The sequence below is a fragment of the Streptomyces sp. NPDC003697 genome, assembly GCF_053587115.1.
Genome location: NZ_JBSFNN010000019.1, coordinates 59,698 through 84,172, shown reverse-complemented (window position 1 = coordinate 84,172; position 24,475 = coordinate 59,698). Strand labels below are relative to the sequence as shown.

Below are 24,475 nucleotides of genomic sequence, written 5' to 3'. Positions count from 1 at the left end.
AGCAACGCCATGGCACAGGGCACGGTCCAGGTGACGCACACCGGCACCTCGCGGTGGCGGCGCCGCACGGGTGAGTACGCATCGCTCGCCGCGGCCCTGGAGGCGGCGGCCGACGGCGACATCCTCACCGTCGCCCCCGGCACCTACCGCGAGAACCTCGTCGTCCAGCGGGCGGTGACCCTGCGCGGCCCCGAGGGCTCCCCCGGATCGGTGCGCATCGCGCCGGCCGACGGAGTTCCCCTCACGGTCCTCGCCTCCGCGGTGGTCCAGGACCTGCACGTGGAGGGCCAGGACACGGCCGCGCCGGCGGTCCTCGTCGAGGAGGGCACGCCGGAGCTGCGGGACCTGCGGATCGTGACCCGCTCCGCGGCGGGGGTCGAGGTACGCGGCGGCGCCCGGCCGACCGTGCGGCGCTGCACGGTGGACAATCCGGCGGGCATCGGCATCGCCGTCCTCGACGGCGGCGGTGGCGTGTTCGAGGAGTGCGAGGTCGTCGCGGCCGGCCAGTCGGGCGTGGCGGTCCGCGGCGGCGCCCACCCGCGGCTCGAGCGCTGCCGGGTCCACCACGCCTCGGGTGCGGGCCTGTCGGTCACCGGCGACAACTCGGTCCTGGAGGCGGTGGGTTGCGAGGTCTACGAGGTGCGCGGCAGCGGCGTGCAGGTCACCGGGCGGGCGTCCGCGCATCTCACCGACTGCGACGTGCACCGCACCACCGCGGACGGTGTCACGCTCGACACGGACGCCGTGCTCACCCTCGCCGACTGCCGCATCCACGACATCCCGGAGAACGCGGTGGACCTGCGCTCGCGCGCGGTGCTCACGCTGACGCGCACGACGGTGCGTCAGTTCGGCCGCAACGGGCTGTCGGTGTGGGACCCGGGCACACGGGTCGACGCCAACCAGTGCGAGATCTTCGACAGCACGGGCGACTATCCGGCGGTGTGGGTCAGTGACGGCGCGACCGCGGTGCTCGACTCCTGCCGGGTGCACGACGTGCCGGACGCGCTGTTCGTCCTGGACCGCGGCTCCCGCGCGGACGTGGTCGACAGCGACCTGTCGCAGGTGCGCAACACGGCGGTGTCCGTGAGCGACGGTGCCACCGCGCAGCTCGACGACTGCCGGATCAAGGACGCGGCGACGGGCGCCTGGTTCCGCGACCACGGCAGCGGCGGCACGCTCGGCAACTGCACCCTGGACGGCACCCAGACCGGCGTGATCGTCACCAAGGGCGCCGACCCGACCATCGAGCGCTGCACGGTCGTCTCCCCCGCCGAGGCCGGCTTCTACGTGTCGGCGGGAGGCCGCGGCAGTTTCCTCGACTGCCGGGTGACGGGCAGCGGCGGTTACGGCTTCCACGTGATAGACGGCTGCCGTGCGACGCTGCGCAAGTGCCGTACGGAACGCTGCGCGCGCGGCGGGTACGAGTTCGCGGAGGGCGGGCCGGACGCCGGCGCGGGCCCCGTGGTCGAGGACTGCACCAGCGACGAGAGCGGAGCGCCGCGCCCGCCCGCGGCGCGGGAGACGGCCGAGCAGAGCACGAGCGCGACGCCCGGTCTGCTGGGTGCGATCCCCGGGCAGCGCGCCATCGAGCTGGAGCCGTCGGTGACGGCCGGGGAGCCGGAGCAGCCCGCCCGGAGCGCGAAGGACGTCCTCGGCGAACTCGACGCGCTGGTGGGCCTGGAGAGCGTCAAGCGCGAGGTGCGCGCCCTCACCGACATGATCGAGGTGGGCAGGCGCCGGCAGCAGGCCGGCCTGAAGGCGGCCTCCGTCAAGCGGCATCTGGTCTTCACCGGCTCCCCCGGCACGGGCAAGACGACGGTCGCCCGCCTGTACGGCGAGATCCTGGCCTCGCTCGGTGTCCTGGAGAAGGGGCACCTCGTCGAGGTGTCCCGGGTCGACCTGGTCGGTGAGCACATCGGCTCGACCGCGATCCGCACCCAGGAGGCGTTCGAACGGGCGCGTGGCGGTGTCCTGTTCATCGACGAGGCGTACGCGCTGTCGCCGGAGGACGCCGGCCGTGACTTCGGCAAGGAGGCCATCGACACGCTGGTGAAGCTGATGGAGGACCACCGTGACGCGGTGGTGGTGATCGTGGCCGGGTACACCGCCGAGATGGAGCGGTTCCTGTCCGTCAACCCGGGTGTGGCGTCCCGCTTCTCGCGGACGATCACTTTCGGCGACTACGGTCCCGACGAGTTGCTGAGGATCGTCGAGCAGCAGGCCGAGGAGCACGAGTACCGGCTGGCGCCGGGTGCGGCCGAGGCGCTGCTGAAGTACTTCACGGCGATCCCCAAGGGCGCGGCCTTCGGCAACGGGCGTACCGCGCGGCAGACGTTCGAGGCGATGGTGGAACGCCACGCGAGCCGCGTCGCCCAGCTCGCCGACCCGAACACGGACGACCTGACGCTCCTCTACGCCGAGGACCTGCCCGAACTGCCCTGAGGCTCGCAGTCCGGCCCGGCGGGATGCCCGTCCCGGTGCCGTGGGCCGGGCAGATCGGGGCGCAGCCGCGCCAGGAGCCGCTGCCGCTCCTCGGCGAAGGCCGGGTCCGCCTGGTAGTCGGAGTGGCCGAGGATCGGGGCGGGCAGCGGATGGCGTCCGGTGCGACCGTAGGCGAGGGGGTCCTTGAGCGGGTCGCGGTCCACCGCCGGACCGCAGTCGCCGGGCAGCCGGACCGGGCCGCCGATGGGGTCGGTGAGCCGGTAGAGGTTCCGCCAGCAGTCCACGTCCCGGTGCAGGGCGCTGAGGGCGGCCGGGCCGAAGTGGGCGGGGAACCAGCGGCCGTACAGGCGCTCCAGCGGGGAGCCGTACGTCAGCAGGGCGACGCGTCCGCGGACGGCCGGGGTGAGCTGCCAGGCCGCGGCGGCGGCGAGCACACTGCCCTGGGAGTGCCCCGACAGCACGAGCCGTCCGCCGGTGGCCTCCGTCCAGGTCGCCATGCGCCAGGTCAGGTCGGGCACCGCCCGCTCGGCGTAGCAGGGCGGCGCGAAGGGGTGTGCGGCGCGCGGCCAGAAGGTGCCCACGTCCCACAGGATGCCGATGGTGCGCCGGGCGGAGGCGTCCTTGTACGCGCGACGCCCCCAGGTGACGAAGAGCAGGAAGCCCAGTCCCACCAGCCATGAGCCCAGCGCCTGCGCCGTCTCGGCCGCGCCCTCGACCACGGCGAACGTGCCGTCGGCGGCCCGGGCCGGGGTGTCGCCCGTGCCCAGTGCGCCCGCCACCGCCGCCGCGCCCAGCAGGAGCGTGGCCGCCGAGGTGACTCCCAGCACCAGGGGCCCGTCGTCGGTGAGCGTCGCCATGGCGCGGGTCCTGGCGATGCGGCGGCTGCGTTGCGGGTCCGCCGGCTCCCCCGGGTGGTCCTGCTCGACGGTGACGCGGAGGGTGCGGGCCAGCCGCCAGGTGCGCGCGGCGAGCCGCCCGCAGAGCGCCAGGAGCACGAGGAGCACCAGCGGGATCGCGGACGCCTGCCACGTCAGCAGGACCGGCGGGCCGGGGATCGAGGCGCCGGTGCCGTCGAGCCAGTCGGCGACGCGCTGCGCGACGCCGCCGGACATCACGGCGCCCAGGGCGCACGCCAGCACGGCGACCGCGGGACCGGCCAGGCCGCGCAGTGCCGTGCGGGACGGCTCGGGGGCGGCCTGCGCCGGCGCGGGAACGGCACGGCGGGCGGTGCGGTGCAGGGAGTGCGCGACACCTGCGAGGACGACGACGAGCAGGCCCTGGGCCAGGGCGATGCCGCCGAACGTGACGTCCCCGGGCAGCCGCCCGGCCGACTGCCACCCCGGCCGCGTCCACCCGGCGTACACGGCGGCGAGCGGGAGCAGGAGCAGCGCGCCGAGAGGCAGCCGCCGTACGAGGTGGCGGTCGAGCTCCCGGTCGAGCCGGTGCTCGCTGCGCCCGCGGCGGCAGATGACCGCCACCACGGCGACCGCTGCGGCGGCGAGGGCCGCGAGCAGGACCCGTCCGACGGTGTCGAGCACCACGGACCCGCCGGGGCGGCGGTCGAAGCGGGCCGCGGGCGTGGTCACGGCCGCCGCGACGGTCAGCAGACCGGCGGCGGTGTGGGCGGCCCGCAGCCGGGCCACCAGGCGGCGGCCGTACCAGAAACCGGGGCGGCCCAGGGCGGTGCGGCCGGTGTCGTCGTCGGGCCCGGAGCCGTGGGACAGGGGCTGCTGGGACTCGTAGGCGCTCCAGGTGCGGTGGGACAGGTACCAGAGCAGGCCGGTGAGAGCGCCGGGCACCACTGCCGCGAGCGCCAGCCGGCGCCCGGGGTCGCTCCACCAGCCGCCGTCCGCCGGTGACAGGAAGCCGAGCCAGGAGTGCCGTTCGGCGCACGCCCGGGTGCCCGCGCACTGCCAGGCCGCGAGGTCCAGGGCGACCTCGCAGGCGGCGGCGACGAGCAGCACGGTCAGGGTCAGGCCGGCGAGCCGGACGAGGAGGCCGTACAGGCGGACCGTGCGGATACGGCCGCGCGCGGCCGGGCGCATCCAGTGGGCGAGGTTGACGACCATGAAGGGCAGCAGCAACAGCCACAGGGCCCGGGTGCCGTCGCCGGAGGTGAGGTTGCACCAGACGTACGCCTCGGGCACCGGTCTGCCGGGGTCGGCCCCGTGTCCGGCGTCGGCGTCGGCGGCGCGCCGGAAGACGGCCGCGGTGTCGTCGCCGGTGATCCGCACCGTGCGCGGGTCGTCCAGCATCCTGTCCGGTGTGGTGCCGCCGACCCCGTGCACGAGCAGTTCCAGGGCGGCACCTGCGGGCTCGGGGCGCGGGGCGGGGCCGTCCGGGCCGGGGTGCGGGGCCGGACCGGCGGGAGCGGGGTGCGGTGAAGGGGCGGTCGGTCCGGGGACGGAGACGGGACCGGCCGGTCCGGGGTGCGGTGCGGGCCCGGTGAGTTCTGGCGGCGGTAAGGGGCTGCCGGCCGGTCCGGGGTGCCGGGGGCCGCCCTCCGTCCCCTCCGCCGCCGCCCGCCGCTGCCTGCGTTCCATCGCTCCCCCTTCCCGGCGCTTCCCCGCGCTTCCCCCGTGTCACGCCGCCGTCGGCCCGTTGCCCGTGCGGGCACGGGGATTCCCGCCCGCGGGCCTCCGCACACCTGGTCCCACCGAATTCCTCCGATTCGGGTCCGCCGACGGAACCAATGGGGCGCGTGTGACATGTGCGCGCCCAGACGGGCGGTGGCGCGGCCTGCGCCGACCCGTGCGAGGATGGGACGTCCGCGCACCCGGACGGGGGCGAACCACCTTGTCACAGCGGGTGCGCAGCGCGTGTCGGACTTGCTTGAGGCGAAAGGAACCGGAGCACACGTGAGTGAGAATCAGAACCTCCTCGCGGAGCAGCGGCGCGCCCTGATCCTCGAAGAGGTCCGGCGCCGCGGCGGCGTCCGGGTCAACGAGCTGACACGCAAGCTCGGTGTGTCGGACATGACGGTCCGCCGTGACCTGGACGCGCTGGCCCGCCAAGGCGTCCTGGAGAAGGTGCACGGCGGCGCGGTTCCCCTCGTGGAGGCGAGCACCCACGAGCCGGGCTTCGAAGCGAAGTCCGGCCTGGAGCTGACCGCCAAGGAGGACATCGCGCGGGCGGCGGCCGAGTTGGTCGCGCCCGGCACCGCGATCGCGCTGTCGGGCGGCACGACGACGTACGCGCTGGCCCAGCATCTGCTGGACGTGCCGGACCTGACCGTGGTCACCAACTCGGTACGGGTGGCGGACGTCTTCCACACCACCCAGCGCAGCTCCGGCCGGCGGCCGGGCGCGGCGACGGTCGTGCTGACCGGCGGCGTGCGGACGCCCTCCGACTCCCTGGTGGGGCCGGTGGCCGACCGGGCGATCGGCGCGCTCCACTTCGACGTGCTGTTCCTCGGGGTGCACGGGATATCCGTGGAGGCCGGCCTGTCCACGCCGAATCTCGCGGAAGCGGAGACGAACCGGCGGCTGGTGCAGTCGGCGCGGCGGGTCGTCGTGATCGCCGACCACACCAAGTGGGGTGTGGTGGGCCTCAGTTCCTTCGCCGGTCTGGAGCAGATCGACACGCTGGTGACGGACGCCGGGCTGCCGCAGGACGCGCGCGCCGAGGTCTCGGAGCACCTGCGGCTGGTGGTGGCGGGCGAGCCCGAGGCCGTGGCGGAGACCTCGGAGGCCTGACGGGCCCTGCGCCGTGGCGGCCGTCCGGCGCGCCGGCTCGGCAGCCGCGGCGCCCTGACACGTGCGGGCCCTGCGCCGCAGGTGAGGACGTCGGCGACGGCCGCCCGGCCGTGGCCCGGCAGACTGGCGGACCTCAGTCCAGCCACACACCCGTGGTCAGGAAGGACTCGATCACCGCCGTGTACGGGGTGATGTCGAGCCCCTGCGCCGCCAGCCACGTGTCGGAGTAGTACTTGTCGAGGTAGCGGTCCCCCGGGTCGCACAGCAGCGTCACCACACTGCCCCGCTCTCCCCGCCCGACCATCTCGCCGACGATCTTCAGGGCGCTCCACAGCCCGGTGCCGGTCGAGCCGCCCGCCTTGCGGCCCATGGTCCGCTCCAGCGCGCGGACCGCGGCCACGCTCGCCGCGTCCGGCACCCTCATCATCCGGTCGACGGCGCCGGGCACGAAGCTGGGCTCCATGCGGGGCCGGCCGATGCCCTCGATACGCGAGGGACAGTCGCAGGTGACGTCCGGGTCGCCGGCGCTCCAGCCGTCGAAGAAGCACGAGTTGTCCGGGTCGGCGACACAGACGCGGGTGTCGTACTGCATGTAGTGCACGTAGCGCGCGATGGTCGCCGACGTGCCGCCGGTGCCCGCGGTGGCGACGATCCACGCGGGCTCCGGGAACCGCTCCAGCTCAAGCTGACGGAAGATCGACTCGGCGATGTTGTTGTTGCCGCGCCAGTCGGTGGCGCGCTCGGCGTAGGTGAACTGGTCCATGTAGTGGCCGCCGGTCTCCGCCGCGAGGGCGGCGGAGGCCTGGTACAGGGTGCGCGGGTCGTCGACGAAGTGGCACCGCCCGCCGTGGAACTCGATGAGGCGGCACTTCTCCGCGCTCGTCGTGCGCGGCATGACCGCGATGAAGGGCACGCCGATCAGCTTCGCGAAGTAGGCCTCGGAGACGGCCGTCGAGCCGCTGGAGGCCTCGATCACGGGGCGGCCCGGCCGGATCCAGCCGTTGCAGAGGCCGTAGAGGAAGAGGGAACGCGCCAGCCGGTGCTTCAGGCTTCCGGTCGGATGGGTCGACTCGTCTTTCAGGTACAGGTCGATGCCCCACTGCTCGAGCAGCGGGAAGCGGAGCAGGTGCGTGTCGGCGGAGCGGTTCGCGTCCGCGTGGACCTTGCGGACGGCTTCTTTCAGCCAGGCGCGGTAGTCGGCGTCGCTGCGGTCGACGTCGAGGGTCTCGCCGGTCCGGCGCTGCTGGGTGGTGCTCACGGCAGGACTCCTTACGCTCAGCGCCGACGGCGCGTCTCGCGGCCGGACGCACCCGATGATAGACACCCTCCGCACCCACCCCACCTGCATAAACGCGCCTTTGAGCGGCTCAAAGGCGGCCCTGGGCCGCAGCGCGCGCAGGGGTGGGGGCGCATTCGCGCGAGTGCTTCGGGCGCCGGTCGGGAGCCCCCTGCGCGCACTGGTGCGGTACGCCGGGGGCGGGCAGACTGCACCGGGACGAACCCGGCCGGGTCCCGACGGACCCGGCGGCGCGCACGAGGGGGCGGGGAAGGATGGGGGAACCGGAGTTCAAGGTCACGGGCGTGCGGATCGGTCAGCGACTGCGTTCCCTCACCCGGGCCGGGCAGGTCCGGATCAACGACGGCAGGCTGGAGTTGCTGACCAGCTACGGCAGTGAGATCGACAGCGCCCCGGTACGGGCCGTGCGCGCGTCGCGGCCGTGGTTCGCACCGGACGACCGGGCGCTGGCCGAGCTGAACGGCAGGCGGTACGTGCTGACCCTCGGCGGCGACGACCCCACTGCGGGCGAGCCCGGACCGCCCCCCGCGCGCCGGTTCGTGGAGGCCGTCCGCAGGGCAGCGGGACGAGGCCGCTGAGGAGGCCGCGAGTTGCGGTGCCTCACCCCGTGCGCCACGCTTGTCTCACGTCACTCTGGGTTTACCGGCGATAACGCTGCGAACCAGCCCGCCGGCCACGACAGCAGGCGGCAGTGTCACGCAGACGTCCTGCTGGATCCGAACCTTCGTGTTCTTCCGGACCTCAACGTCGGGGAGTCGCAGCCGTGATCAGTCACCCAAGCAGGCACTGCACGGTGGAGCTCCAAGCCCTGCCGTCGCGGATCGGCCAGGTCCGCAGAATCGTATCGGCGCAGTTGCGCTACTGGCAGTTGGACCCACTGATAGACCGGGCGACGCTCGGTGTGACGGAGCTGTTGACCAACGTCCACCAGCACGCCCGGCCCGACAAGATGTGCACCGTGCACATCGAGCTGCTGCTCGACCGGCTCATGGTCTCGGTGCGCGACCACGACCCGCGCCTCCCCGTGGTGGGGGACGTGGAGCCGCTCGCCACCGGCGGTCGCGGGCTGGCGATGGTCGCCGCCATGAGCGAGAGCTGGGGCGCGCGCCCGGACGGTGAGGAGGGCAAGGTCGTCTGGTTCACCCTGCCGACCGCGGCGGCCGCGCCGGTGGCGCCGGTGGGGGACGTGCCGCTCCTGACCGGCGCCGAGCAGCCGGCGCGCTGCCTGGCGGAGGTCGAGCCCGTGCTCGGCGCCCACGCCCCGGCTCACGAGCCCGCCCGGTCCGCCGTGGTCGGCTGACCGGGCCCCTGCCGCCGCCTGGGGGCGACGGCCCCTGCGGGTGGCCGCCCCGCGGCGGCGCCGTCCCGGCACGGCAGCGGCGCGGCCCCGCACACTCAGGTCGGGTTGCCGGGGGCGGAGCGGCCGAAGTGCTCCTCCAGCACCGACAGCCGGCGCCAGTACTCCTCCTCGTCCATCTCCCCCGAGGCGAAGCGGCGGCCCAGCACGGCGAGGGGCGCGTCGCCGCGGGGTGCCGCCTGCGGCGCGTGCCACGGGCCGCCGCGGCCGCGCCGGCCCGTGCGGCGCAGGACGGTGGCGGCGCCGACCAGCACGGCCGCCCAGATCAGGGGGAAGAGAAGGATCCACGGCCCCGGGCCGCCGTCCCAGTGCGCGAGCGTCTGCATCTTGGTTCATCTCCCTCATGGAGGCTTTCGGAGGGTCGTCCGGTGATGCGTCCAGAGTGGCTCGTGGACGGCGCCCCCGTCGTCGTACGGCCGGCGGCAGTGCGCGTACCTCGCGGGGAGTAGGCCCGGTGTCGCCGTCATGGCGGTCCCGCACTCTGTACCTACTGGTATGTACACTCCCCTCATGAGCACTCCGGAGCGGCTGATCGAGTCCACACGCGAACTGCTGTGGGAGCGCGGCTATGTGGGCACCAGCCCCAGGGCGATCCTGGAGCGGGCGGGCGCCGGCCAGGGCAGCATGTACCACCACTTCAAGGGCAAGCCGGACCTGGCCCTGAGGGCGATCCGGCGGACCGCCGAGGAGTTGCGGGCTTCGGCTGAGGCGGTGCTCGGCGGCCCGGGCACCCCGTACGAGCGCATCGAGGCCTATCTGCGGCGCGAGCGCGACGTCCTGCGCGGCTGTCCGGTCGGCCGGCTGACGATGGACCCGGACGTCGTCGCCAGCGGCGAACTGCGCGCGCCGGTCGACGAGACGCTCGACTGGCTGCGCGAGCGCCTGGCGGGAATCGTCGAAGAGGGCAAGGAACAGGGCCAGTTGGCGTCCTCGCTGGACGGCGCGGAGATCGCGGCGGCGATCGTCGCGACGGTCCAGGGCGGATACGTGCTCGCCCGGGCCTCCGGCTCCCCCGCCGCCTTCGACGCCGGCGTCAGGGGCCTGCTGTCGCTCCTCGCCCCACACAGCCGGCCGAGCTGAGAGCGTCGCGCCACCGGGCGCCGGACACCACACCGACAGCACGCCCCCGACCGAGGAAGGACGACTTTTCATGCACGCCATGCAGTACGAGGTGACGCTGCCCGCCGGCTACGACATGGGCATCATCCGCGACCGGGTGGCCCGCTTCGGGCACCTGCTCGACGACTGGGACGGCCTGGGCTTCAAGGCGTATCTGATGCGGGAACGCGGAGTGCACGGCTCACCGGTCGACCAGTACGCGCCGTTCTACCTGTGGAACACCGTGGAAGGGATGAACTCCTTCCTCTGGGACGGCGGTCTGCAGAGGATCGCCGACGACTTCGGCCGCCCCTCGGTACGGCAGTGGACGGGCCTGGCCTACGAGGAGGGCACCGCGCGCTCCCCCGCCCTCGTCGCCGTGCGCCATCGGCAGCCCGTGCCCGAGGGCGCGGTGCTGTCCGAGGCCGTGCGGGAGGCGGTGCGGGAGACCGGACGGCTGGCCGCCCAGGACGGCGCGGTGCTCGCGGCGGCCGTCGCGGACACGAGCCGCTGGGAGCTGGTGCACTTCTCCCTGTGGGAGCACGACGCCCCGAAGGCCCCCGGCGACGTGTTCCAGGTGCTGCACCTGTCGGCGCCGGGCCGTGACGCGCTGCCGCGGAATCGGCAGTGGTGACCGGTGTGCGCGGGGCGGGCAGGACGGCCCTCAGGCGAGCGCCGTCAGCGGGTCGTCCAGGACCGGCTGCCAGGCCAGCTCGGCCGCGCCCACCAGGCTGTTGTGGTCCAGCGTGCAGGAAAGGATGGGGACGCTGCCGCTCTGGCCCCACAGGCTGCGGTCGGCGACGACGGCGCGCAGCCGTTCCGGGTCGGTGTCGAGCAGGGTCCCGTGCAGTCCGCCGAGGATGATCCGGTCCGGGTTGAGGATGTTCACCAGGCCCGCGAGGCCCAGGCCCAATCGGTCGACGAGGGCTTCGGCGGCCGCACGGACGGCAGGGTCCCCGTAGTGGTCGCGGAGCAGGTCGTTGGCCTGCTGCAGCAGCGACACCTCGGGTCCCGGGTCGCGGCCCGCAGCGGTGAGAAGGGCCAGCGGGTCCGCCTCGACGTCGAGGCAGCCGCGGCTGCCGCAGTGGCAGGGGCGGCCCTCGGGGTTGACGGTGAGGTGGCCGACCTCCAGGGCAAGGCCCGAACTGCCGGTGTGCAGCCGCCCGTCCAGCACCAGCGCGCCGCCGACCCCCCGGTGCCCGGTGGCGACGCACAGCAGGTCGCGGGCGCCCCGGCCCGCGCCGTGCCGGTGCTCGGCGAGCGCCGCGAGGTTGACGTCATTGGCGGCGAACGCCGGCCCGGCGATCCCGGCCGCGCGCACGCACTCCTGGAAGATGCGGCGAACCGGCGCCCCGGCGGGCCAGGCCAGGTGGAGCGGGTTCAGCGCGAGGCCCTCGGGTTCGGCGACCGCGGACGGCACGGCGAGTCCCGCGCCCACGCAGCGCCGCCCGGTGGTGCGCAGCAGCTCGGCGCCCGCCTCGACGACGGAGCCGAGCACCTTGGCCGGATCGGCGTCGACGGTCTCGCAGCCGGGCGCGGTGGCGACGATCCGGCCGCCCAGGCCGACCAGCGCCGCGCGGAAACCGTCGGCGTGCACCTGTGCGGCCAGGGCGACGGGGCCGTCCTCGGCGACGGCGAGCCGGTGGGAGGGCCGCCCCTGCGAACCGGCGGCCGCCCCCGGCCGGGCGTCCACCCGGATCAGGCCCAGTGCCTCCAGTTCGGCCGCCACCGCGCCGGCCGTCGCCCGGGTCACGCCGAGTTCGGCGGTGAGGACGGCCCGGGTCGGGGCGCGCCCGGTGTGCACGAGCTCCAACGCGGGGCCGAGCGCACCGCGCCCCCGGTCCAGCCGCGTCCTCGACGTGGTCCCGCCCCCCGCCGCCCGGGGATCCGCCTTGCCGCTCATGAGGGCGAGTCTCCCATGATCCGCCGGTCCTGTGACCGGCGCCGCGAGGCCCTGCCCGCCCGGCCGGCGATCTCGCGGCCGGTTTCAGGACCAGGCGATCTCGCCGTGGCGGAGAAAAGCCTCCGGTCCCCGGCGCCGGGCTCCTCGGTGGCGAGGGCGGCAACAGCGTCCGTGCCCTCGGCGACCGTCCGGTGGCCGCCGTGACCGTTGATCAGCGGTGCTCGCGAGACGGCCTTCACAAGCCGCTCACCCGCAGCGTGACGTTGAGACGTCCGGTGAGGCCCAGCTCGGGCGGTGCCGTGCCCGCGTGCACGCGCGGTACGCCGTGGTAGGCGAGCCGGGACGGGCCACCGAACACGAACAGGTCTCCACTGCGCAGGGTGACGTCGGTGTACGGCCGGGTCCGGGTCGCGGTGTTGCCGAAGCGGAACACGCAGGTGTCGCCGAGGCTCAGCGACACCACGGGCGCGCCGGACTTCTCGTCGGCGTCGCGGTGCATGCCCATGCGGGCGTCGGCGTCGTAGAAGTTGATCAGGGCGAGGTCGTAGGCCGCGTCGGTGGCCGCCTCCTCGCCGAGGGCGTCGGCCACCGCCCGGCGGCCCAGCGCGCCCAGCCAGTCCGGGAACGGTTTCACCGGGGCGCCGTCACCGTCGACGACCGTGCGGGCGTAGGCGTACGGATGCCAGTGCCAGCCCAGGCAGACCTGCCGCGCGCTCATCGTGCCGCCGCCGGGGGTGCGCACCCGGCGCAGGCCGGCCGGCGGGCGGGCCCACTCCCGGCAGGCCGCCAGCAGCTCGCGCTGTCCTCGGGGCTCCAGCCAGTCCGGCACGTGCACGGCCCCCGGAGCCACCTGCGTGCGGGGCCGGGGGAACAACTCGGGGTTCATGCCGTCCATGCTCGCGCACCTCCGGCCGAGGCGGGCGCCCACCGGGGAGAGGCGGTCACCGCGACCGCTCCGCCCGACTGACCGGTGCGAAGGGTACGACTGGGCGACCGGGTGCGGCCGGTGCCCTGAACTGCGACTCGGCTAGCCTTGACGCACGATGAACGACCGTATGACGACCGGGCGGGGCGAGCTGGAGCTGGCCCGGTTTCCCGAGGACCCCCGTGACCGGCTCCGTGCCTGGGACGCCTCCGACGAGTACCTCCTGCGGCACCTCGCGGAGCAGGACGCTCCGCTGTCCGGGACGGTCGTGGTCGTCGGGGACCGCTGGGGCGCGCTCACGACCGCTCTCGCGGCGTACCGGCCGGTGCAGATCACCGACTCGTTCCTCACCCGGGAGGCGACCCGCGTCAACCTCGCCCGCAACGGTGTGGAGGCCGGCGCGGTCCGGCTGCTGACCACGCGGGACCCGGTGCCCGACCGCGTCGACGTGCTGCTGGTGCGGGTGCCCAAGAGCCTCGCCCTGCTGGAGGACCAGCTCCTGCGGCTGGCGCCCGCGCTGCACGAGAACACGGTCGTCGTCGGCACGGGCATGGTCAAGGAGATCCACACCTCGACGCTGGAGGTCTTCGAGCGTGTCATCGGCCCGACCCGGACCTCGCTCGCCGAGCGCAAGGCACGGCTGATTCTCAGCGTCCCCGATCCGTCCCGGCAGCGGCCTCCCAGCCCGTGGCCGTACACCTACACCCTGCCCGAGGGCATCGGCGCCGTCTCGGGCCGGCCCGTCGTCAACCACGCGGGGGTGTTCTGCGCCGACCGGCTCGACATCGGCACCCGGTTCTTCCTCCAGCACCTGCCGGCGGGCCGTGGGGGCGGCCGGCGGATCGTGGATCTCGGCTGCGGCAACGGAGTCGTCGGTACGGCCGCGGCGCTGGCCGATCCAGGGTCCGAGGTGCTGTTCGTCGACGAGTCCTTCCAGGCCGTCGCCTCGGCCGAGGCGACGTACCGGGCGAGCGGCGCGATCGGGAAAGCCGAGTTCCGGGTCGGCGACGGGCTGGCCGAGGTGCCGGCCGGCAGCGCGGACCTGGTGCTCAACAACCCGCCGTTCCACTCGCACCAGGCGACGACGGACGCGACGGCGTGGCGCATGTTCGCCGGCGCCCGGCGCGTCCTGCGCCCCGGCGGCGAGCTGTGGGTCGTCGGCAACCGGCACCTGGGCTACCACGTGAAGCTGCGGCGGTTGTTCGGCAACAGCCGACTCGTCGCCGGCGACCCGAAGTTCGTGGTGCTGAAGGCGGTCAGGCAGCGGTAGCGACGCGGTGATCCGCGCCGCCGGCGCGAGCCGGTGCCGGCCGGGGACGCCGTCCGGCCGGGGCCACGGCGCGGGCATCGGACGCCCCGGCACGGGACCCGGACGCCCCCCGCACGCGCAGCGGCGTCCCGGCCGACCTCATTCGTGCCGGCCGAGCAGGCCGATGAGCCGCTCGACCGTTCGCACCATGGCCTCCCGGCCGGCGCCGAGGTAGGTGCGGGAGTCGACCGCCCGGGGGTGGGCGGCGAGGAAGTCGCGGATCGCGCCGGTCATCGCGAGGTTGAGGGCGGTGCCGATGTTGATCTTGGCGATGCCGCCGGCGACGGCAGCGGTCAGTTCGCCGTCGGGCACGCCGGAGGAGCCGTGCAGGACGAGGGGGACGTCCAGGCCGTCGGTGAGTCGTTTGAGGAGGTCGTGGTCGAGCGCCGCGGTGCGCTCGGTCATGGCGTGCGTGGTGCCGATGGCCACAGCCAGGGCGTCCACACCGGAGTCGGTGACGAACCCGCGCGCCTCGACGGGATCGGTACGGGCGCCGGGCGCGTGGGCGTCGAGGGCCGGCGCGCCGTTCTTGCCGCCGATCTCGCCCAGCTCGGCCTCGATCCACAGTCCCCGGGAATGGGCCCACTCGGCGGCCGCCCTGGTCGCGGCGAGGTTGTCGACGTACGGCAGACGGGAGGCGTCGTACATCACGGAGCTGAAGCCGGCGCCGGGCGCCTGGCGCAGCAGGTCCTCGCTCTGCACGTGGTCGAGGTGCAGGGCGACCGGGACGGTGGCGCGTTCCGCCGCGGCGGCGGCCGCGCGCGCGAGGGGCAGCAGCCGTCCGCAGCGGTACTTGACGGCGTTCTCGCTGATCTGGAGGACCACGGGCGAACCTGCCGCCTCGGCGCCGGCGACGACGGCCTCGACGTGTTCCAGTGTGATGACGTTGAAGGCGGCGACTGCGGAGCGTGCTGCGGCGGCGCGGGTGACCAGCTCGCCGGTGGCTGCAAGCGGCACGGCCTGTCCTTTCCGGGGCGTCGGGGGGCGGGGCGCGGCGTGCGGAGGCGGGACGGGGTCCGCCGGTCAGGGGGCGAGGATCACGGAGCGGGTGAGGTGGCGCGGCTGGTCCGGGTCGAGGCCCCGGGCCGCGGCGACGGCGACGGCGAGCCGCTGGGCGCGGACCAGTTCGGCGAGCGGGTCGAGGCCCCCTTCGATCCACAACCCGCCGGTGGCGCGCACCTGTTCGGCGAGCCCCTCGGGAGCCCTGCCGAGCATCCAGGTCGCCGTGGAGTGGGTGGTGATGCTGATGGGGCCGTGGCGGTACTCCATCGCCGGGTACGCCTCCGTCCAGGACAGTGAGGCCTCCCGCATCTTCAGCCCGGCCTCGTTGGCCAGCCCCACGGTCCAGCCGCGGCCGAGGAAGGTGAACTGCGTGCAGTCGACGAGCCCTTCGGGCAGTGGAGCGGACAGCGCGGTGCGGGCGTCGGCCACGACGGCGTCGGTGTGCAGGCCGAGGTGGGCGCGCAGCAGCGTGAGGGCGGTGGTGGCGAACCGCGTCTGCACCACGGAGTGTTCGTCGGCGAAGCCGAGCACGACGATGTCGTCGGCGGCGCTCATCACCGGTGTGTCCGGATCGGCGGTGACCGCGGTGGTGCGCGTGCGGCCCTTCAATTGCCCGAGCAGCTGGAGCACTTCGGTGGTCGTGCCGGAGCGGGTGAGGGCGAGGACGCGGTCGTAGGAGCGTCCCTCGGGGAACTCCGAGGCGGCGAACGCGTCGGTCTCGCCCTGTCCCGCGTTCTCGCGCAGCGCGGCGGCGGCCTGGGCCATGAAGTAGGAGGTGCCGCAGCCGACGATCGCAACCCGCTCCCCCGGCGCCGGCAGGGCCCGGTCGTGTCCGGCGGCCTCCGCCGCGGCGCGCTCCCAGCATTCGGGCTGGCTGTTCAGCTCGTCCTCGACATGCGTCATGCCGCGCCTCCCGTTGTGATTGTTCCTGCAAGATAGGGCTGCCTTACGATCACAATCAAGCATGCCGCGCTGCGCGGGGTGCGTTAGGGTCGCGGAGGATCGAGGAACGGAGGCGCCGATGTCGCGCGACGCCCGCTGGAAGGCGCTGCTGGAGCTGCTCGTCGAGCGCGGCCGGCTGGACGTCGAGGAGGCGGCGGCCGAGCTCGCGGTGTCGGCCGCGACGATCCGGCGGGACTTCGACCAGCTCGCCGAGCAGCAGATGCTCGTGCGCACCCGTGGGGGCGCGGTGGTGCACGGCGTCTCCTACGAACTGCCCCTGCGCTACAAGACGGCCCGCCGGGCCTCCGAGAAGCAGCGGATCGCCAGGGCGGTGGCGGACCTGGTCGCGCCCGGTGAGGCGGTGGGCCTGACCGGCGGCACGACCACCACCGAGGTGGCCCGGGCCCTGGCGGTGCGCGGCGACCTCACCTCGGGCTCGCCGGCGCTGACCGTGGTGACCAACGCGCTCAACATCGCCAACGAGCTCGCCGTACGACGGCAGTTCAAGATCGTGGTGACGGGCGGGGTGGCGCGCCCCCAGTCGTACGAACTCATCGGGCCGCTGGCGGACAGGGTGCTGAGCCAGATCACGATCGACGTGGCGGTGCTCGGGGTGGTCGCCTTCGACGTCGCGCACGGCGCGGCGGCCCATGACGAGGCGGAGGCGGCCGTCAACCGGCTGCTGTGCGACCGTGCCGAACGCGTCGTCGTGGCCGCCGACTCCAGCAAGCTGGGCCGGCGTGCCTTCGCCCGCATCTGCGCGGCCGAGGCGGTGGACACGCTGGTCACGGACACGGCGGCGGAACAGGAGGCCGTGCGGGGGTTCGAGGAGGCGGGCATCCGGGTCCTGGCCGTGTGACGGCGCGCCCCGGGCCGGGGGTACGCCGGCCCGCGGACAGCCGCGCCGTCACCCGCGCCGAGCTCGGGGACGAGGTGTGCGCGAAGCCGCGGACGCCCTGCTGGTCCAGTTGTACTGCCCAGGCGTACGCGACGCGGGGAGCGCGGGCCGCGCGTCCGCCCGGCTCCGGAATCCTCACCGGGCGCCGGCGCACCGGAGCGGCCCGGTGCGCCGGCGTCGCCGCGGCGCGGTGACCGGCCGCACGGCCGCCGCCCACCCGCGCGTTCACCCGCGTGGGCGATGCGGCGGACACGGCGTCCGCCGGCACCGCCCACGGTCACTGCAGCGTGCGCTCCAGGCGCTCGGCCACCAGCTTGACGAACCGGGACGGGTCCTTGGGCCGGCCGCCCTCCGCGAGCACCGCCAGACCGTGCAGGAGTTCGGCGGTCCCGGCCAGCGCCGTACGGGCCTCGCGCTCCTTGTACGCCTGGTTCAGGCCCTTCACCAGCAGGTGGTCGGGGTTGAGTTCGAGGATCCGCTTGGCGCGGGGCACTTCCTGGCCCATCGCCCGGTACATGTTCTCCAGGGCAGGGGTGAGGTCGTGTGCGTCGGAGACGACGCAGGCCGGGGAAACGGTGAGCCGTGACGACAGGCGCACCTCCTTGATGTCCTCCGCCAGCTGCTCCTTCATCCAGCCGAGCAGGGCCGCGTACTCCTCGCCCTGCTCCTCCCGCTCGTCGCCGGTCCTCGCGTCCTCCTGCGGGCCGAGGTCGACCTCGCCCTTGGCGACGGACCGCAGCCGCTTGCCCTCGTAGGCTCCGACGGCGTCGACCCAGACCTCGTCGACCGGGTCGGTGAGCAGCAGCACCTCGATGCCCCGGTCCCGGAAGGCCTCCATGTGCGGCGAGTTCTCGATGCTCTCCCGGGACTCGCCGGTCAGGTAGTAGATGTCCTCCTGCCCGTCCTTCATCCGCTCCACGTAGTCCTTCAGCGTGGTCGGCTCGTCGTCGCCGTGCGTCGTCACGAAGGACGCGACGGCGAGGAGGGCGTCGCGGTTGTCGGCGTCGGTCACCAGTCCCTCCTTCAGGGCGGCGCCGAACTCCCGCCAGAACGTGGCGTACCGGTCGGGGGCCGCGGCCATCATGTCCTTGACCGAGGACAGGACCTTCTTCGTCAGGCGGCGCCGCATCATCCGGATGTGCCGGTCCTGCTGCAGGATCTCGCGCGAGACGTTGAGCGAGAGGTCCTGCGCGTCGACGACGCCCTTGACGAAGCGGAGGTACGGCGGGAGCAGCGCCTCGCAGTCCTCCATGATCAGGACGCGCTTCACGTACAGCTGGAGGCCGCGCCGGTAGCCCTGCGTGAAGAGGTCGTGCGGGGCGTGCGCGGGCAGGAACAGCAGGGCCTGGTACTCGAAGGTGCCCTCCGCCTGCAGCCGGATCGTCTCCAGCGGGTCGCGCCAGTCATGGCCGAGGTGCTTGTACAGCTCGTGGTACTCGTCGTCGCTCACCTCCTCCCGCGAACGGGCCCACAGGGCCTTCATCGAGTTGAGCGTCTCGGGCTCGGCGGCGTCCGCCTCCCCGCCCGTCGCCTCCTCCCCGGCCGGGGCGTTCGGCACGAGCCTGATGGGCCAGGTGATGAAGTCCGAGTACCGCTTGACGATCTCCTTGATCTTCCAGGCGGAGGTGTAGTCGTGCAGCTGGTTCTCGGGGTCGGCCGGCTTGAGGTGCAGGGTGACCGTGGTGCCCTGCGGCGCGTGGTCGACCGTCTCCAGCGTGTATGTGCCCTCGCCGCGGGACGTCCACCGCGTGCCCCGGCTCTCGCCGGCGCGCCTGGTGAGGACGGTCACCTCGTCGGCCACCATGAAGGCGGAGTAGAAGCCGACACCGAACTGGCCGATGAGGCCCTCGGCCCCGGCCGCGTCCTTGGCCTCGCGCAGCTCCTTCAGGAACTCGGCCGTGCCCGAGTGGGCGATGGTGCCGATGAGCTGCCCGACCTCGTCGTGGGACATTCCGATGCCGTTGTCCCGCACGGTGAGGGTGCGGGCGTCGCCGTCGGTCTCGATCTCGATGCGGAGGTCGGAGACGTCGGCTTCGAGGGTGTCGTCCCGCAGGGCCGCGAGCCGCAGCTTGTCCAGCGCGTCGGAGGCGTTGGAGACGAGCTCGCGCAGGAAGACATCCTTGTTCGAGTAGACCGAGTGGATCATCAGCTGGAGCAGCTGACGGGCCTCTACCTGAAACTCAAAAGTTTCGGTCGGCATGGTTCGCGCATACCTCACAGGTCGCTCAGTCGCCGGAACGGGATTGGTACGGACGGGAGTCACTGTAAAACACCATGTCGTGGCGGGTGGGCGAAAGCGCGGGCTCCCTTGTCGCGAGGCCCGGGCGCACCTAACCTGATTTTGTGCCGCTACTGAACAAAGCCCGATCGCACAGCGTCGTGCCGGGCCACGACCTCACCCGCCTCCGGATCGCCCTCACCGCCTTCTTCGCCCTGGACGGTTTCGTCTTCGCCGGCTGGGTCGTCCGCATCCCCGCCATCAAGCACCAGACCCACGCCTCCGCGAGCACCCTCGGCCTCGCCCTGCTCGGCGTGTCCGCCGGCGCGGTCGTCACCATGGCCCTCGCCGGACGGCTGTGCCGCCGCTACGGCAGCCACCCCGTCACCGTGGCCTGCGCCGCCCTGCTGTCCCTCAGCGTCGCCCTGCCCCCGCTCGCCCGCTCCGCCCCCGTCCTCGGCGCGGTCCTGCTGGTCTTCGGCGCCGCGTACGGGGGCCTCAACGTCGCCTTCAACAGCGCGGCCGTCGACCTGGTGGCCGCGCTGCGCCGGCCCGTCATGCCCAGCTTCCACGCCGCCTTCAGTCTGGGCGGGATGGTCGGGGCCGGTCTCGGCGGGCTGGTCGCGGGGTCCCTGTCACCCGGCCGCCACCTGCTCGGACTGACCGTGATCGGCCTGCTCGTCACCGCTGTCGCGGGACGCGGCCTGCTGCGGCACGCTCCCACGCCACCGCCGGTCCACAGGTCCCCGGAGGGGCGTCCCGCCGTCCGGCGCGGTCGTGGGCCGGTGGTCGTCTTCGGCCTCATCGCCCTGTGCACCGCGTACGGCGAAGGGGCCATGGCCGACTGGGGCGCGCTGCACGTGGAGCAGGACCTGGGCGCCTCGGCGGGCCTGGCGGCGGCCGGTTACGCGCTGTTCGCCCTCGCCATGACGGCGGGCAGGCTGAGCGGGACGGCGCTGGTGGAACGGCTGGGCCACACCCGCACGATCGTGGCCGGGGGCTGCACCGCCGCGGCGGGCATGCTGCTCGGCTCGCTGGCGCCGTCGGCCGGGGCGGCGCTCGCCGGCTTCGCCGTCACGGGCCTCGGCCTGGCCAACCTGTTCCCGGTCGCCATCGATCGCGCGGGCATGCTGGCCGGCCCGAGCGGCGTGGTGGTGGCCTCGACCCTCGGTTACGGCGGAATGCTCCTCGGGCCGCCCGCCATCGGGTTCATGGCCGACTGGCTCTCCCTGCCCGCCGCGCTCACCAGCGTCGCCGTTCTGGCGGCCGTCGCCGCCGTCATCGGGTTCCTCGCGCGGCGGACCGGGTCCGGCTGAGGCCCGGCTCGACCGGGGGGACGGGCGCCTACGGGCGGATCGCCGGACGCGAGCCGGAGGACGGGGCGCGGGGGCGACGGCGAGGACGTGGCCTGTCGTGGCGCGCGCATGCGCAGCGGGGGGGCGCCGGTCCGTCCGGGCGCCCTCGCCACGCGGGCCCGGGTCGTTTCGGCCGCGTTCGGGCGGTGCGCAGGTCCGCACGGCAGCGCGTGGCCCGGGCCCCCACGCCGGCCGGGCGCGGGGCAAGCCGCCGGGCGGGGCGAGGGAAGGCATGTCGCGCCGTCGTCTTCAGCACGCGGTGCAGGTTCGTCACCCGTTCAGGTGTGTTGGATGGTCACGCCGCGCACCGGTGGGCGTGGCCGACGGGGCGCCAAGAGGGCACGCTCCACGGGGAATTGCCCCGGGGGCGGCCCGGTGGGCAGGGAGGTGGCCGTCCGGGGAGACGCGCAGTGCCTCCGGTCCGGTTCTAGGATGGTGTTCGCAGGCGCAGGACCGTCAGGCAGCGGCCGGTGCGGGCGCCGCGAGCGGGTCCCCGTGACAGGGGTCCCGGCGCGCGGGTGCCCCTCGGCGAGGCCGAGACCAGAACCCCGGCCCGATTACGGCGGGCCGGGGTTCTACCTCATGTGTGGTGCGTCATGGGGTCGGCTCAGTAGCCGCCCTTTCCGCCCCGGTGGTCGTGGATGACGCGGAAGCTGCCCACGATCCCGTCCTTGACCCGCACGCCTTCGGTGCAGCCGGGCCGGACGCCGTTGCTGGAGCTGCGGGGGCCGACGGTGGCGATGGGCGCGCCGTTGTCGCAGGTCGCTCCGCGGAAGACCTCCACGGTCTTCTTGCTGTCGTTGCGGATGTTGAGGGTCCTGGAGCCCAGGCCGCTCACGACGGTGACGCAGCCGCCCGGGCGGGCGTTGTAGGACCGCTCGTTGATGTGGATCCAGCCCTCTTCTTCCCTCTCCTTTCCGCGCTCGTTGCAGCGGTCGTCGTCGTCGTCGCCGCCGCGGCAGCGGTCGTTGCCCCCGCCGTTGTTGTTCCCGCCGACGTCGCCACCCATGGGCGCCTGGGCGGGGGCGAGGGCCTGGTGCACGGCGGCCGGGGCGGCCTGGGGAGCCGGTGCGACCGAGGCCGAGGCGTAGGTGATGCCGGTCGCGGTCAGGGCCGCGGCGGCCGCGACCGCCGCGGTGATCGCAGAGGAACGGGTCATGATCATGGCACTGCTCTCCTGTCTCGCAGTCAGAGAAGTCGGCTCGTGGGAGCCGGCGTGTGATTAACGTACTAATCGCCCGCAAGGCTGTCATTTCGGTCAGGCCGGAAGTGCGGGCACCAGGGGGCCAATCGGGGTACCACAGGCGTCCGAGGGTCCCGTCGGCCGGTGGCCGTCGCTCCCTCAAGTGATGCTGCGCCAAGGCCAGTTGACGTCCGATTAGCCTTTCGAGGTGATGTCTGACGCCAGCTCACCCATGCGGCAGCGCATCGCCTGGAACGGCCGCCGCGATGAGCCCCCGGCGGGCGGGACATACAGGTCGCGGAACAGGACGGGGCGCCACTCCGGCCCGCCGGGGCTCGCCCCCGTACGACGTGGCACCGTCCGGTGCGTAGAAGCCGCCAAGCCCGGCCCGAGCGCGAGGGGCGCAGCGGACCCGTGACGAGGCGTCATCCGGTGCGTGCTGACTCACAGGATGTCGAAGTCGAAGCGGCAGCGGTTCGACGGCGTGGCGTCGGGACGGTTCACGCCCTCACGTGGTAATGCCCTGTCAGCCCGCGCATCGGATGAAGACTCGACGGCGCGGCGCGGGGACAGAGGACGCCTGCATGTGATAACAGGACGTCAACGCGGGGTTTTCGTTCGGGGCTGGACGGCGTGGCGTGGAGACAACGCACCCCTGCACGTGATAACAGCCTGTCAGCCTTGTGGAACTCACAGGGGTTCGACGGCGTGTCGCGCGGCGGGAACAGGCCCTCACGTGGTAATGCCCACTCGGAATGCCGCGCTGAGCCCGGCCCACGGGCACCGGGCCGGCCGGCGCCGAAGCGGCGGGCCCGGCGGTCGCCGCTGCGGCCCGGCGTCCAAGGTGACGTCGTCAGCCCAGCCAGCCCGGCCGTACCAGCCCGGACTCGTAGGCCAGCACGACGAGTTGGGCCCGGTCGCGGGCGCCCAGCTTGACCATGGTGCGGCTCACGTGGGTCTTCGCGGTCAGGGGACTGACGACCAGCCGGCGGGCGATCTCCTCGTTGGACAGTCCGATACCGACCAGGGCCATCACCTCCCGTTCCCGTTCGGTGAGCCGGGCGAGGGCGCCGGCCGCGGCGGGCTTCTTGGAGCGGGCGGCGAACTCGGCGATCAGGCGGCGGGTGACCCCCGGGGACAGCAGCGCATCGCCCGCGACCACCGCCCGTACGGCGCGCACGAGTTCGTCGGGCTCGGTGTGCTTCACCAGGAAGCCGGAGGCCCCGGAGCGGATCGCCTCGAAGACGTACTCGTCCAGTTCGAATGTGGTCAGCATGACCACCTTGACGTCCTTCAGGTCCACGTCGCCGGTGATGCGGCGGGTCGCGTCCAGGCCGTCCAGCAGGGGCATGCGGATGTCCATCAGCACCACGTCCGGGCGCAGCTCCCGTACGGTGCGCAGGGCCTCCTCGCCGTCGGCGGCCTCCCCGGCCACCTCGATGCCGGGCTGCGCGTCGAGCAGTGCCCGGAAGCCGGCCCGCACCAGCGCTTGGTCGTCGGCGAGCGTCACGCGGATCACCGGTCCTCCTTCTCGGTCCGCAGGGGCAGTACGGCGCACACCTGCCAGCCGCCGTCCGGGCGCGACCCCGCGTCGACGGTGCCGCCGAGGGCGGCGGCCCGCTCGCGCATCCCGGCCAGGCCGTTGCCACTGCCGCCGGCGTCGGTTCCGGTGGCCGGCCCTTCGTCGTCGACGCGCACCCGCAGTACGTCGCCGTCGCGTGCGAGGCGGACCCGCGCCCGCCGCGAGCCCGAGTGGCGTACGACATTGGTGAGCGCCTCCTGGACGATGCGGAAGGCCGCGAGATCGGCTCCGGGCGGCAGCCGCGGCGGCCGGCCCTCGACGTCCACCGCGAGGCCGGCGCCGGCAGCCTGTTCCACCAGTTCCGGCAGCCGGTCCAGGCCGGGCGCGGGGGCGCGCGGGGCGGCTCCGGGGGCGCGCAGGGTGTCGAGTACCTGGCGCACCTCACCCAGCGCCTCCTTGCTGGTGGCCTTGATGGTGGTGAGCGCCGTGCGGGCCTGCTCCGGGTCGCTGTCCAGCAGGGCGAGTCCGGCACCCGCCTGCACGTTGATGACGGAGATGCTGTGGGCCAGGACGTCGTGCAGTTCGCGGGCGATCCTCAGCCGTTCCTCGTCGGCGCGGCGGCGGGCCGCCTGCGCGCGCTCGGCCCGTTCCCTCGCCCACTGCTCGCGACGGATGCGGGCCAGCTCCGAGAGAGCGAGGATCGCCACGACCCAGGTGGCGGCCACGATCTCCCGGCCGAGGGTCCCGGCTGCGTCGGTCTGCGGCGGCAGCCACCGGTGGAGCCCGTAGGAGACGAGCAGGTGAGCGGCCCAGAGCAGCGCCACCGCCGTCCAGGCGGCCGCGCGGTGCCCGGCGACGACGGCGCTGAGGCAGGCCACGGCGACGGTGAGGAGGACCGGTCCGTAGGGGTATCCGACGCCCAGGTACACCGCGACGGCGGCCGCGGTGCCGTAGACGACAGCCACCGGGTGCCGCTGCCGCCACAGCAGCAGCGCCGAGGCGACGAGGACCAGCACGCGCCCGAGGACGTCGAGCGACGGCCTCTCGCCCTGCTGGGCGTGGGCCGCGGCATTCGAGCCGATGAGCACTAGGACGGCCAGCGGCAGCGTCGAGCGCCACGGCCAGCGGACGGCACCACTGCCGCCGTCCGCCGGACGGCGCCACGGGCCCGCCTCCCGCCACCACCACCGCGGCGGTCCCTCACCGCCTGCCCACCGCTCTTCCATGACGGCCACGCTAGACGGCCCGGGTCCGCGACGGCGTCCACCCGACGAGGTGATCAGCCGTACTCCCCGGGGAGTACACGGCCTGCGCACGGGCGTCGCCGGC

The 24,475-nt window shown here is 74.0% G+C and carries 20 protein-coding genes; 9 read left to right on the top strand and 11 right to left on the bottom strand.

Annotated features, from left to right (window positions below):
* Nucleotides 1–9 precede the first annotated feature (9 nt).
* Nucleotides 10–2,442: a right-handed parallel beta-helix repeat-containing protein gene (locus ACWDNY_RS10950; protein WP_451645422.1), complete on the top strand. Its 2,433-nt coding sequence runs from the start codon at nt 10–12 to the stop codon at nt 2,440–2,442.
* Here ACWDNY_RS10950 and ACWDNY_RS10945 read toward each other — a convergent pair.
* Nucleotides 2,412–4,985 carry a hypothetical protein gene (locus ACWDNY_RS10945; RefSeq protein WP_451645421.1) on the bottom strand — a complete coding sequence of 858 codons (2,574 nt, stop codon included), beginning with the start codon at nt 4,983–4,985 and terminating at the stop codon, nt 2,412–2,414. The genes ACWDNY_RS10950 and ACWDNY_RS10945 overlap by 31 nt on opposite strands.
* Before the next feature lie 315 nt (nt 4,986–5,300).
* Here ACWDNY_RS10945 and ACWDNY_RS10940 point away from each other — a divergent pair, with 315 nt between their 5' ends.
* Entirely contained in the window at nt 5,301–6,137 is an 837-nt protein-coding gene (locus tag ACWDNY_RS10940) for a DeoR/GlpR family DNA-binding transcription regulator (protein WP_451645420.1), read from the top strand.
* A 133-nt stretch (nt 6,138–6,270) separates the two neighbouring features.
* On the opposite strand, the gene ACWDNY_RS10935 is transcribed toward ACWDNY_RS10940, so the two are convergent.
* Nucleotides 6,271–7,395, bottom strand: a complete 1,125-nt coding sequence (locus ACWDNY_RS10935; RefSeq protein ID WP_451645419.1) for a PLP-dependent cysteine synthase family protein — start codon at nt 7,393–7,395, stop codon at nt 6,271–6,273.
* A gap of 293 nt (nt 7,396–7,688) precedes the next feature.
* Between ACWDNY_RS10935 and ACWDNY_RS10930 the strand changes: the two genes are divergently transcribed.
* A complete protein-coding gene (locus tag ACWDNY_RS10930) occupies nt 7,689–8,012 on the top strand; it encodes a hypothetical protein (protein ID WP_451645418.1) in 324 nt (107 codons plus the stop codon).
* Between the two features lie 185 nt (nt 8,013–8,197).
* The gene (locus ACWDNY_RS10925) at nt 8,198–8,734 is read left to right on the top strand and encodes an ATP-binding protein (RefSeq protein WP_451645417.1); all 537 of its coding nucleotides are present in this window, start codon (nt 8,198–8,200) and stop codon (nt 8,732–8,734) included.
* Nucleotides 8,735–8,829: 95 nt separating this feature from the next.
* Here ACWDNY_RS10925 and ACWDNY_RS10920 read toward each other — a convergent pair whose 3' ends face one another.
* A complete protein-coding gene (locus ACWDNY_RS10920; RefSeq protein ID WP_451645416.1) occupies nt 8,830–9,117 on the bottom strand; it encodes an SHOCT domain-containing protein in 288 nt (95 codons plus the stop codon).
* Between the two features lie 169 nt (nt 9,118–9,286).
* On the opposite strand from ACWDNY_RS10920, the gene ACWDNY_RS10915 reads away from it, so the two are divergent.
* Both ACWDNY_RS10915 and ACWDNY_RS10910 read left to right on the top strand, forming a co-directional pair.
* Nucleotides 9,287–9,871: a TetR/AcrR family transcriptional regulator gene (locus ACWDNY_RS10915; RefSeq protein WP_451645415.1), complete on the top strand. Its 585-nt coding sequence runs from the start codon at nt 9,287–9,289 to the stop codon at nt 9,869–9,871.
* A 70-nt stretch (nt 9,872–9,941) separates the two neighbouring features.
* Nucleotides 9,942–10,523 carry a DUF4865 family protein gene (locus ACWDNY_RS10910; RefSeq protein WP_451645414.1) on the top strand — a complete coding sequence of 194 codons (582 nt, stop codon included), beginning with the start codon at nt 9,942–9,944 and terminating at the stop codon, nt 10,521–10,523.
* A gap of 30 nt (nt 10,524–10,553) precedes the next feature.
* Here ACWDNY_RS10910 and ACWDNY_RS10905 read toward each other — a convergent pair whose 3' ends face one another.
* Together ACWDNY_RS10905 and ACWDNY_RS10900 are read right to left on the bottom strand one after the other, a co-directional pair.
* Nucleotides 10,554–11,792, bottom strand: coding sequence for an ROK family protein (locus ACWDNY_RS10905; protein WP_451645413.1), 1,239 nt, complete (start codon nt 11,790–11,792; stop codon nt 10,554–10,556).
* Nucleotides 11,793–12,027: 235 nt separating this feature from the next.
* Nucleotides 12,028–12,678, bottom strand: coding sequence for an alpha-ketoglutarate-dependent dioxygenase AlkB family protein (locus tag ACWDNY_RS10900; RefSeq protein ID WP_451645439.1), 651 nt, complete (start codon nt 12,676–12,678; stop codon nt 12,028–12,030).
* A gap of 169 nt (nt 12,679–12,847) precedes the next feature.
* Here ACWDNY_RS10900 and ACWDNY_RS10895 point away from each other — a divergent pair, with 169 nt between their 5' ends.
* On the top strand, nt 12,848–13,987 hold the full coding sequence (locus ACWDNY_RS10895) for a methyltransferase (protein WP_451645438.1): 1,140 nt from the start codon (nt 12,848–12,850) through the stop codon (nt 13,985–13,987).
* A gap of 138 nt (nt 13,988–14,125) precedes the next feature.
* Here the strand turns inward: ACWDNY_RS10895 and ACWDNY_RS10890 are convergent, their stop codons facing one another.
* Nucleotides 14,126–14,983 (bottom strand): class II fructose-bisphosphate aldolase, encoded by an 858-nt coding sequence (locus ACWDNY_RS10890; protein WP_451645412.1) that lies wholly within the window; start codon nt 14,981–14,983, stop codon nt 14,126–14,128.
* Nucleotides 14,984–15,049: 66 nt separating this feature from the next.
* A complete protein-coding gene (locus ACWDNY_RS10885) occupies nt 15,050–15,931 on the bottom strand; it encodes an SIS domain-containing protein (RefSeq protein ID WP_451645411.1) in 882 nt (293 codons plus the stop codon).
* A 118-nt stretch (nt 15,932–16,049) separates the two neighbouring features.
* Between ACWDNY_RS10885 and ACWDNY_RS10880 the strand changes: the two genes are divergently transcribed.
* The gene (locus ACWDNY_RS10880) at nt 16,050–16,829 is read left to right on the top strand and encodes a DeoR/GlpR family DNA-binding transcription regulator (protein ID WP_451645410.1); all 780 of its coding nucleotides are present in this window, start codon (nt 16,050–16,052) and stop codon (nt 16,827–16,829) included.
* 316 nt (nt 16,830–17,145) lie between these two features.
* On the opposite strand, the gene htpG is transcribed toward ACWDNY_RS10880, so the two are convergent.
* Nucleotides 17,146–19,068 carry a molecular chaperone HtpG gene (gene htpG, locus ACWDNY_RS10875; RefSeq protein WP_451645409.1) on the bottom strand — a complete coding sequence of 641 codons (1,923 nt, stop codon included), beginning with the start codon at nt 19,066–19,068 and terminating at the stop codon, nt 17,146–17,148.
* A gap of 179 nt (nt 19,069–19,247) precedes the next feature.
* Here htpG and ACWDNY_RS10870 point away from each other — a divergent pair, with 179 nt between their 5' ends.
* Nucleotides 19,248–20,402, top strand: coding sequence for an MFS transporter (locus tag ACWDNY_RS10870; protein WP_451645437.1), 1,155 nt, complete (start codon nt 19,248–19,250; stop codon nt 20,400–20,402).
* A 646-nt stretch (nt 20,403–21,048) separates the two neighbouring features.
* Here the strand turns inward: ACWDNY_RS10870 and ACWDNY_RS10865 are convergent.
* The 3 genes from ACWDNY_RS10865 to ACWDNY_RS10855 all read right to left on the bottom strand — a co-directional run bounded on the left by ACWDNY_RS10865 (nt 21,049) and on the right by ACWDNY_RS10855 (nt 24,372).
* The gene (locus ACWDNY_RS10865; RefSeq protein WP_451645408.1) at nt 21,049–21,606 is read right to left on the bottom strand and encodes a hypothetical protein; all 558 of its coding nucleotides are present in this window, start codon (nt 21,604–21,606) and stop codon (nt 21,049–21,051) included.
* A gap of 871 nt (nt 21,607–22,477) precedes the next feature.
* Nucleotides 22,478–23,143 carry a response regulator gene (locus ACWDNY_RS10860; protein WP_451645407.1) on the bottom strand — a complete coding sequence of 222 codons (666 nt, stop codon included), beginning with the start codon at nt 23,141–23,143 and terminating at the stop codon, nt 22,478–22,480.
* Nucleotides 23,140–24,372: a sensor histidine kinase gene (locus ACWDNY_RS10855; RefSeq protein ID WP_451645406.1), complete on the bottom strand. Its 1,233-nt coding sequence runs from the start codon at nt 24,370–24,372 to the stop codon at nt 23,140–23,142. The genes ACWDNY_RS10860 and ACWDNY_RS10855 overlap by 4 nt, the downstream gene beginning before the upstream one ends.
* Nucleotides 24,373–24,475: the final 103 nt, after the last annotated feature.

Coding starts and splice junctions, on each gene's coding strand:
- ACWDNY_RS10880 (WP_451645410.1), top strand. CDS start 16,050: ATGTCGCGCGACGCCCGCTGGAAGGCGCTGCTGGAGCTGCTCGTCGAG.
- ACWDNY_RS10895 (WP_451645438.1), top strand. CDS start 12,848: ATGACGACCGGGCGGGGCGAGCTGGAGCTGGCCCGGTTTCCCGAGGAC.
- ACWDNY_RS10945 (WP_451645421.1), bottom strand. CDS start 4,985: ATGGAACGCAGGCAGCGGCGGGCGGCGGCGGAGGGGACGGAGGGCGGC.
- ACWDNY_RS10910 (WP_451645414.1), top strand. CDS start 9,942: ATGCACGCCATGCAGTACGAGGTGACGCTGCCCGCCGGCTACGACATG.
- ACWDNY_RS10950 (WP_451645422.1), top strand. CDS start 10: ATGGCACAGGGCACGGTCCAGGTGACGCACACCGGCACCTCGCGGTGG.
- ACWDNY_RS10855 (WP_451645406.1), bottom strand. CDS start 24,372: ATGGAAGAGCGGTGGGCAGGCGGTGAGGGACCGCCGCGGTGGTGGTGG.
- ACWDNY_RS10905 (WP_451645413.1), bottom strand. CDS start 11,792: ATGAGCGGCAAGGCGGATCCCCGGGCGGCGGGGGGCGGGACCACGTCG.
- ACWDNY_RS10900 (WP_451645439.1), bottom strand. CDS start 12,678: ATGAACCCCGAGTTGTTCCCCCGGCCCCGCACGCAGGTGGCTCCGGGG.
- ACWDNY_RS10920 (WP_451645416.1), bottom strand. CDS start 9,117: ATGCAGACGCTCGCGCACTGGGACGGCGGCCCGGGGCCGTGGATCCTT.
- ACWDNY_RS10885 (WP_451645411.1), bottom strand. CDS start 15,931: ATGACGCATGTCGAGGACGAGCTGAACAGCCAGCCCGAATGCTGGGAG.
- ACWDNY_RS10930 (WP_451645418.1), top strand. CDS start 7,689: ATGGGGGAACCGGAGTTCAAGGTCACGGGCGTGCGGATCGGTCAGCGA.
- ACWDNY_RS10915 (WP_451645415.1), top strand. CDS start 9,287: ATGTACACTCCCCTCATGAGCACTCCGGAGCGGCTGATCGAGTCCACA.
- htpG (WP_451645409.1), bottom strand. CDS start 19,068: ATGCCGACCGAAACTTTTGAGTTTCAGGTAGAGGCCCGTCAGCTGCTC.
- ACWDNY_RS10865 (WP_451645408.1), bottom strand. CDS start 21,606: ATGATCATGACCCGTTCCTCTGCGATCACCGCGGCGGTCGCGGCCGCC.